The organism is Endozoicomonas atrinae, assembly GCF_001647025.1.
GTDB classification, from domain to species: Bacteria; Pseudomonadota; Gammaproteobacteria; order Pseudomonadales; family Endozoicomonadaceae; genus Endozoicomonas; species Endozoicomonas atrinae.
Genome location: NZ_LUKQ02000775.1, coordinates 1 through 521 on the forward strand (window position 1 = coordinate 1; position 521 = coordinate 521).

The window sequence follows — 521 nt, forward strand, 5'->3', positions numbered from 1 at the left end:
GAGAAATGGACCATGCCGATCAGGAACTGGAAAGCAGCCATGAACCGGTTTGAAATTATGTTTCCTGACCGGTTCAAGGAGTAATAGTTTTGGTGGCGTTTACACAGAATTATTTACAGGCTCAATTATTCCAGCGAGGAGCGGACGGGTTGTCAGCAACCATGATAGCTTGATACCCGACGAGCTTGAATCACACTTCCTTCTATATCGTGTTTTTAATTTATCATCTTCCCAGTACCACTTTTGCGCTAAGGATGTCGTGCAGATATCTTGTGTCAACTGGTTGTGATCATTTACTGTTAGGCCGTAGCCTGGATTGACCCGGGAGTGGTAACGTTCTGTTCCATCCAGCCCCCACATTTGATTACGTCCACCATGGCAGGACCAGCCTCCTACTGTCATCACCGATGTAATAAGTCTTCAAAACACCAGTTTAATTTGACCTCCCGATTAACCCTTTTCTGGCCGATTGTTTTCCTGTTGGTATCAAGCAGGGAGCAGCGCCATGACCAATCGAGAGG

At 46.4% G+C, this 521-nt stretch carries 1 protein-coding gene; it reads right to left on the bottom strand.

What is annotated here, in order from left to right:
* Positions 1 to 99 precede the first annotated feature (99 nt).
* Complete coding sequence (locus tag AK963_RS36980) at positions 100 to 402, bottom strand: ricin-type beta-trefoil lectin domain protein (RefSeq protein WP_139117846.1); 303 nt, start codon at positions 400 to 402, stop codon at positions 100 to 102.
* Positions 403 to 521: the final 119 nt, after the last annotated feature.

What these genes read in the sequence shown, in the direction of transcription:
- AK963_RS36980 (WP_139117846.1), bottom strand. Translation starts at nt 402, where the DNA reads ATGACAGTAGGAGGCTGGTCCTGCCATGGTGGACGTAATCAAATGTGG.